The organism is Nonomuraea recticatena, from assembly GCF_039533245.1.
GTDB lineage: Bacteria > Actinomycetota > Actinomycetes > Streptosporangiales > Streptosporangiaceae > Nonomuraea > Nonomuraea roseola.
Map to the genome: position 1 here is coordinate 1 of NZ_BAAATE010000175.1, position 591 is coordinate 591.

The window sequence follows — 591 nt, forward strand, 5'->3', positions numbered from 1 at the left end:
TCCGACTTCATGGACAGCAATGTGCCCGAGGCCGAGCGCGAACGCGCTGGCGAAGTGCTGGTGCGCATTTTGAACGGCGTGCTGTTCGAGCTGGCACAGCAAGTGCGCCAACAGGCCGGCCAAAAGCCGCTGGAGGCCAATGAGAAGACACAGGCCTTTATGACCCAGGCGGTTTTCTCGCTCAGCGACGCCCAGTTCTACCCGGCCCCCATGATCTTCATGCTGCAGGATTTCAAGCAGGTCCAGGCCAGCGTTTTCCAGGTCGCTAGTGCGCCAGGCAAAAAAGTGGTTTACCTGGGATGCGCCTTGTTGATCCTCGGCGTTTTTGCCATGCTCTATGTGCGTGACCGCCGCATCTGGATCTGGCTGACGCCAGGCAATGGCAGCAGCCATGCCAATATGGCCCTGTCCACCAACCGCAAGACCATGGACGGAGACCGCGAATTTGCCGTGCTGGCCCGAAAGCTGATTGCGGCCGACCCCATACAAAAGAAGACTTCCGGAGGTTCACGATGAACACCGCAACGACGACACTGAGTTTGAACGAAGGCTACTTCGCCCGCCGCAACTGGTTTGACTGGTTGTTTGCCG

Annotated in this window: 1 protein-coding gene; it reads left to right on the top strand. The window is 58.7% G+C overall.

Annotated elements, in window-relative coordinates:
• Positions 1 to 516: cytochrome c biogenesis ResB family protein (locus tag ABFX50_RS51015; protein WP_346158555.1), on the top strand; the 516-nt coding region annotated here is incomplete at its 5' end.
• Between the last annotated feature and the right edge of the window lie 75 nt (positions 517 to 591).